Source organism: Streptomyces sp. P17, assembly GCF_032436805.1.
Lineage (GTDB): Bacteria > Actinomycetota > Actinomycetes > Streptomycetales > Streptomycetaceae > Streptomyces.
The window spans coordinates 20,889-27,826 of the sequence record NZ_JAVRBF010000080.1; the positions used below are offsets into that span (position 1 = coordinate 20,889).

Here is a 6,938-nt window from a genome sequence, read left to right on the forward strand (position 1 = left end):
TCACCCGCCGCACAACTTCCCAGCCCTCCCCCACATAAGGAGCTTGTGTGACCCCCCGCTACGCGCGTCACAAGCGCACCACCCTGGCCATCGCCACCGCGATCGCGGCCGGAGCCCTCCTCACCACGGGCCTGAGCACCGGCGCTTCGGCGAAGACCGAGCCGGCCGACGCGACGCCCGTGCGGCTCACCGCCGCCGCCCGCACCGCCCTGATCAACCAGGCCGCCGCCGAAGCGCCCACGACGGCCGACGAGATAGGCCTCGGCGCCAAGGAGAAGCTGGTCGTCAAGGACGTCGTCAAGGACGCCGACGGCTCGACCCACACGCGCTACGAGCGCACCTACGCAGGGCTGCCCGTCCTCGGCGGCGATCTCATCGTCCACGAGACGCCGTCCGGGAAGACCGAGGGCGTCACCAAGGCGACCAAGGCCGCCGTCAAGGTCGCGGACCTCACCGCGGACGTCACCAAGGCGAGCGCCGAGAGGCAGGCCCTGAAGGCCGCCAAGGCGGCGGGCTCCACCAAGTCCGCGGCCGACAAGGCCCCGCGCAAGGTGGTCTGGGCCGCGAGCGGCACCCCGAAGCTGGCGTACGAGACGGTCGTCGGCGGGTTCCAGAACGACGGCACCCCGCAGGAGCTGCACGTCATCACCGACGCGCAGACCGGCGAGAAGCTGTACGAGTGGGAGGCCGTCCAGACCGGCACCGGCACCAGCCAGTACAGCGGCACGGTGACCATCGGCACCTCGCTGTCGGGCTCGACGTACCAGCTCAACGACGCCTCGCGCGGCGCGCACAAGACGTACAACAAGGCGCGCTCCACCTCCTCTTCGGCGGGCACCCTGTTCACCGACGCGGACGACACCTGGGGCACCGGGGCCGCGTCGAGCTCCTCGACCTCGCAGACGGCCGCCGTGGACGCCCACTACGGCGCCCAGGTCACCTGGGACTTCTACAAGAACGTCCTCGGCCGCAACGGCATCAAGAACAACGGCGTCGCCGCCTACTCCCGGGTCCACTACGGCAACGCCTACGTCAACGCGTTCTGGCAGGACTCCTGCTTCTGCATGACGTACGGCGACGGCGAGGGCAACACCAAGCCGCTGACCTCCCTGGACGTGGCGGGCCACGAGATGACGCACGGCGTCACCTCCAACACGGCCGGGCTCAACTACTCGGGTGAGTCGGGCGGTCTGAACGAGGCGACCTCGGACATCTTCGGCACGGCGGTGGAGTTCTACGCGGCCAACTCCAAGGACGCCGGCGACTACCTCATCGGCGAGAAGATCGACATCAACGGTGACGGCACCCCGCTGCGCCACATGGACCAGCCGAGCAAGGACGGCTCGTCGGCGAACTACTGGTCGTCGTCGCTGGCGGGGCTGAACGTGCACTACTCGTCCGGTCCCGCCAACCACTTCTTCTTCCTCCTCTCGGAGGGCAGCGGCGCCAAGACGATCAACGGCGTCAGCTACAACTCGCCGACCTACAACGGCTCCACGGTCACCGGCATCGGCCGCGACAAGGCGGTCAAGATCTGGTACAAGGCGCTGACCGAATACATGACCTCGACCACCGACTACAAGGGCGCCCGCACCGCGACCCTGAGCGCGGCCTCGGCCCTGTACGGCTCCGGCAGCACCGAGTACAACGCGGTCGCCGCGGCCTGGACGGCGGTCAACGTCAGCTGACCGACACGGCGTGGGCAGGCGGCACCCGGGGCGAAGGCAATCCCGGGTGCCGCCCTACGCTTGGGGCCCATGTCCTTCAGTTACGACGATGTCGGCGCCACGCGGGATCCCGACTTCTGCCCTCCCGGCTTCCACCCGCTGCATGTGCGCACGCGTATCGGAGAGGGCCACGAGGTCTTCCGCAGCGCGTCCGAGGCAGTGCTGACCTGGGGCATGCACCGGGCGATGGGCGTCGGCGTCGACGCCTCCGCGGAACGGGCGGCGCCCGGGGTGGACGTCACGGTCACCCTGGCCGGCGTCATCAAGGCACCGTGCCGGGTGGTCTGGACGGTGGAGGAACACCGGCGTGCGGGCTGGGCGTACGGCACGCTGGCCGGGCATCCGGAGTGCGGCGAGGAGTCGTTCGTCGTGGACCGGACGGGCGACGGCACGGTGTGGCTGACGGTGCACGCCTTCAGCCGGGGCGCGAAGTGGTACGCCCGGGCGGGCGGGCCCGCGACGCGGGGGTTGCAGAACGCGTACGCGCGGCGGTGCGGGGTGGTGCTGCGGAGGCTGTGCGGGGGCGACAGCGAGTGACGCCCCCGCGGCAGTGCCTCAGCGCATGAGGACCCCGGCGCCCTCCACCACGTCCTGCGAAGGCGCGGTCACAAGACCCAGCTCCGCGCTCGACGCCAGCAGCCGGTGCGCCGGAAGGATCCGTACCGTGTAGCCGTACGGACCCGTGCGGTCCAGGGACAGCGGGCCCTCGTACACCCACCGTCCGTCCAGGTCGGGGCCGCCCGTCGGCTTGAGCGGGACGGTCGCCGCGTCCGTGATGCGGTCCTCGGCGTCGACCCGGCCCGAAACCGCCTGCACCTCCACATCGTCGGGGACGAGGTCGCCGAGGCCGACGCGGACCCTGAGGCTCAGGGTCGTGCCCAGTTCCGCCGTCGTCGTGGCGACCGAGGTCTCCACATGGTCGACCGTCACCCGGTGCCAGGCGGTCCGCACCCGGGCCTTCCACGTGGCCAGTTCCCGCGCGGACTCCGCGTCCATCGAGCGGTGGGCGAGCGCGGCCGGCGTGTAGAGGCGCTCGACGTACTCCCGGACCATCCGCCCGGCCAGCACCTTCGGGCCGAGCAGGGTGAGGGTCTGGCGGACCATCTCGATCCAGCGGTCGGGCAGCCCGCCCTGGCCGCGCTCGTAGAACCGCGGGGTCACCCGCTGCTCCAGCAGGTCGTACAGGGCCGCCGCCTCGATGTCGTCCCGGCGGTCCGCGTCCGTCTCCGAGCCGTCCGCCGTGGGGATCGCCCAGCCGAAGTCCGGCTGGAACCACTCGTCCCACCAGCCGTCCAGCACCGACAGATTGAGACAGCCGTTCAGGGCGGCCTTCATCCCGCTCGTCCCGCACGCCTCCAGCGGGCGGAGCGGATTGTTCAGCCAGATGTCGCAGCCGGGGTACAGCTTCTGCGCCATCGCCATGCCGTAGTCCGGCAGGAAGACGATCCGGTGGCGCACCCGCGGATCGTCCGCGAACCGCACCAGGTCCTGGATGAGCCGCTTGCCCCCGTCGTCCGCCGGGTGGGCCTTGCCGGCCACCACGATCTGGATCGGGTGCTCCGGGTGCAGCAGCAGATCCATCAGCCGGTCACGGTCGCGCAGCATCAGCGTCAGACGCTTGTACGAGGGGACGCGGCGGGCGAAGCCGATGGTGAGGACGTCCGGGTCGAGCACCCCGTCGATCCACCCCAACTCCGCGCTGCCCGCGCCGCGTTGCCGCCACGACGCCCGCAGTCGCTCGCGCACCTCCACCACCAGCTGCTCACGCAGCACCCGGCGCAGCTCCCAGATCTCCTGGTCGGGGATGTCCGCCACCGCGTCCCAGCGGTCCGAGCCGCCGACGGTGAGCGCGTCCTCGGTGCGCTGGGCGCCGATCTGCTTGGCGCCGAGCCGGAAGACCTCGGGGGCGACCCAGGTCGGGGCGTGGACGCCGTTGGTGACCGAGGTGATCGGCACCTCGTCGGCGTCGAATCCCGGCCACAGACCGGAGAACATCTCACGGCTGACATTCCCGTGCAGCAGCGAGACACCGTTGGCGCGCTGGCCGAGGCGCAGGCCCATCACCGCCATGTTGAAGAGGTTCGGCTCGCCTCCCGGGTACGTCTCCATGCCGAGCTGGAGGATCCGCTCGACGTCGATGCGCGGGAGTTCGGCGTCGGGGCCGAAGTGGCGGGCGACCAGCTCACGGTCGAAGCGGTCGATGCCCGCGGGGACCGGGGTGTGGGTCGTGAAGACGGTCCCGGCCCGCACCGCCTCAAGCCCGGAGTCGAAGTCAAGGCCCGTGTCGCAGAGTTCGGCGATCCGCTCAAGGCCGAGGAAGCCCGCGTGCCCCTCGTTGGTGTGGAAGACCTCGGGCTCCGCATGGCCCGTCAGCCGGCAGTACGTCCGTACCGCCCGCACACCTCCTATACCGAGCAGCATCTCCTGGAGCAGCCGGTGCTCGCTGCCGCCGCCGTAGAGCCGGTCGGTCACCCCGCGTTCGCCGAGGTCGTTCTCCTCCACGTCGGAGTCGAGGAGCAGCAGCGGGACCCTGCCGACCTGGGCCAGCCAGACGCGAGCGTGCAGGGAGCGGCCGCCGGGCAGGGCGAGGGAGACCTGGGTGGGGGTGCCGTCGGACTCCCTGAGCAGCGCGACGGGCAGTTCGTTGGGGTCGAGCACCGGGTAGTGCTCCTGCTGCCAGCCGTCCCTCGAAAGGGTCTGCCGGAAGTACCCGTGCCGGTACAGCAGCCCCACTCCGATCAACGGCACCCCGAGATCACTGGCCGCCTTCAGATGGTCGCCGGCCAGGATGCCGAGCCCGCCGGAGTACTGCGGCAGGGCGGCGGTGATGCCGAACTCGGGGGAGAAATAGGCGACGGCGGCGGGGAGTTCGGAGGACTGGCCCTGATACCAGCGGTCACCGGAGACATAGTCGGCCAGGTCGTCGGCCACCGCGGTCAGCCGGCGCAGGAAGCGGCGGTCCTCGGCCAGCTCGGCCAGCCTGCCGGGCGGCACACTGCCCAGGAGCCGTACGGGATCACCGTCCGAGGAGGCCCAGTGCTCGGGATCGACGGACTGGAACAGATCGCGGGTCTCCGCATGCCAGGACCAGCGCAGATTGCGCGCCAGGTCGCTGAGCGGCCGGAGGGGTTCGGGGAGAACGGGACGGACGGTGAATCGACGGATCGCCTTCACATTCCACCTCGGCAGGCGTGCGGAAGAGGACGCACGGCGGTGTGCGTCCTGTCATCATCTGCACGGTATCGGTGTGGGCGCTCCGTAACCACGGCGCCTGTCCCCGCGTCTCCATCGATCCTGGAGCGGGACTCGACCGGGACCACACGCGCACTCCGTCCGAAAAGAGCCGCAACCTTCACGGATCCGCCATCGGCGATATGGCCGATTCCGCCCCTGTAGGCGTCCTTGTGGCGACTTCATCCGTCACGAGAGGCTGCTCATGGCGTTCCGGCCCGCGCCGGCCGCATCCCGGCCGTGAGCGGCTTCCGGACGCCGAGTCGAGGAGGGGACTCGGATCATGGCACGGACGCGAAACCGGCGTCTGCGCTGGGCGGAGGGCCTGACCGCGGTGACCTGTACCGCGGCACTTTCGGCCATCAGCCCGCCCGCGCACGCCGCACCGGAGGGGCGGATACTCGGCGCCGGTCAGCCCGGCTCCGTCAGCGGAAGCTACCTGGTGACACTCAAGGGGGGAACACAGGCTCCGTCGGCGGCCGGACAAGCCCTCGCCGAGCAGTACGGGGCGAAAATCAGCCACACCTACGGCACGGTGCTCAACGGCTACGCGATCAGGGCGAGCGACAGACAGGCCCAACAGCTCGCCGCCGACCCGCGGGTCGCCTCGGTCGCCCAGGACACCCGGGTGACTCTGGAAAACACCCAGAAGAACCCGCCGTCCTGGGGTCTCGACCGCATCGACCAGCGCAACCTGCCTCTCAACAACAGCTACTCCTGGCCGGAGTCCGCGGGTGCCGGGGTGACGGTGTACGTGATCGACACCGGCATCCGCATCTCGCACAAGGACTTCGGCGGCCGCGCGAGCTACGGCTGGGACTTCGTCGGGGGCGACAGGACGGCGGGCGACGGCAACGGCCACGGCACGCATGTCGCGGGCACGGTCGCCGGCTCCACGTACGGCGTCGCCAAGAAGACGAAGGTGGTCTCCGTCCGGGTCCTCGACAACGCGGGCGCCGGCACCACGGCCCAGGTCATCGCGGGAATCGACTGGGTCACCAGAAACGCCAGGAAGCCGGCGGTCGCCAACGTCAGCCTGGGCGGCACGTACAACGCCCAGCTGAATGCCGCCGTACGCAACTCCATCGCCTCCGGCGTCACCTACACGGTCGCCGCGGGCAACGACGGTCTCCCGGCCGGCCTGTATTCGCCGGCCAGTGTGAGTTCGGCCATCACGGTCGGCGCCACCGACCGCAAGGACGCGAGGGCGAGCTTCTCGAACTCCGGCCCGGCCCTCGACCTGTTCGCCCCGGGCGTGGCGATCACCTCGACGTCGTACGCGGGCGACAGCGCCGGCGCGACCTACTCGGGTACGTCGATGGCGGCGCCGCACGCGGCGGGCGCTGCCGCGCTCTATCTGGCCGACCACCGCAAGGCCACCCCCGCACAGGTGTCCAAGGCGCTGGTGGCCAAGGCGGCGAGCGGAAAGGTCTCCGGCCGCGGGCTCGGCTCACCGAACAAACTGCTTCAGGTACCTGGCTCGTAGCGGTCTGTTCGCGGCCCGTTGAGGGCGATACGGAAGGATCGGCCCCGTCCGTCACGGACGGGGCCGGTCTTGTGTGCTGACATACGCGTGAGTAGTTAGCAAAGTGCCGGATTGCCCACCCGAATAGGGTGGGAAGGCTCCTGCGGTACACCTCACAGGCACGCCACAGCAGCATCCCGCAGGACCCACCTCCCCACAGCCATCCGCCCACCCACGTTGACGCGGACAGGAGCGGTCATGCCCGCCACGCACCACTCGTCAGCACCCCCGACGCGCAAGCCCGAAGCACCTCCCGTACGCCGCCCGGCCACCGCCGGACCGCCCGCCGCAGAGCCACCCTCCACGGACGGCGCTCCCGGTGTCGGGCGCATACCAGTCCTCGATGTCCGTCCGTTCGTGCAGCGCGGTCGCAGGCCGGCGAAGGCGGTGACCGGCGAGACGTTCGAGGTCTCGGCGACCGTGTTCCGCGAGGGTCACGACGCCGTGGCCGCCAA

At 70.6% G+C, this 6,938-nt stretch carries 5 protein-coding genes; 4 read left to right on the forward strand and 1 reads right to left on the reverse strand.

Features of this window, described 5'->3' with window-relative positions:
• The first annotated feature begins 47 nt into the window (after positions 1 to 47).
• Together RMT89_RS35525 and RMT89_RS35530 are read left to right on the forward strand one after the other, a co-directional pair.
• Positions 48 to 1,688 (forward strand): M4 family metallopeptidase, encoded by a 1,641-nt coding sequence (locus RMT89_RS35525; protein WP_315887880.1) that lies wholly within the window; start codon positions 48 to 50, stop codon positions 1,686 to 1,688.
• Between the two features lie 69 nt (positions 1,689 to 1,757).
• Positions 1,758 to 2,264 carry a DUF1990 domain-containing protein gene (locus RMT89_RS35530; protein WP_315887881.1) on the forward strand — a complete coding sequence of 169 codons (507 nt, stop codon included), beginning with the start codon at positions 1,758 to 1,760 and terminating at the stop codon, positions 2,262 to 2,264.
• An 18-nt stretch (positions 2,265 to 2,282) separates the two neighbouring features.
• Here the strand turns inward: RMT89_RS35530 and RMT89_RS35535 are convergent, their stop codons facing one another.
• A complete protein-coding gene (locus RMT89_RS35535; RefSeq protein WP_315887882.1) occupies positions 2,283 to 4,901 on the reverse strand; it encodes a glycosyltransferase family 1 protein in 2,619 nt (872 codons plus the stop codon).
• A gap of 340 nt (positions 4,902 to 5,241) precedes the next feature.
• On the opposite strand from RMT89_RS35535, the gene RMT89_RS35540 reads away from it, so the two are divergent.
• Both RMT89_RS35540 and RMT89_RS35545 read left to right on the forward strand, forming a co-directional pair.
• Complete coding sequence (locus RMT89_RS35540) at positions 5,242 to 6,444, forward strand: S8 family peptidase (RefSeq protein WP_315887883.1); 1,203 nt, start codon at positions 5,242 to 5,244, stop codon at positions 6,442 to 6,444.
• Between the two features lie 237 nt (positions 6,445 to 6,681).
• On the forward strand, positions 6,682 to 6,938 hold a 257-nt coding region (locus RMT89_RS35545; RefSeq protein WP_315887884.1), incomplete at its 3' end, for a maltotransferase domain-containing protein.

Excerpts from the sequence above, each read along its gene's own strand:
- RMT89_RS35540 (WP_315887883.1), top strand. The coding sequence starts at position 5,242 with ATGGCACGGACGCGAAACCGGCGTCTGCGCTGGGCGGAGGGCCTGACC.
- RMT89_RS35530 (WP_315887881.1), top strand. The coding sequence starts at position 1,758 with ATGTCCTTCAGTTACGACGATGTCGGCGCCACGCGGGATCCCGACTTC.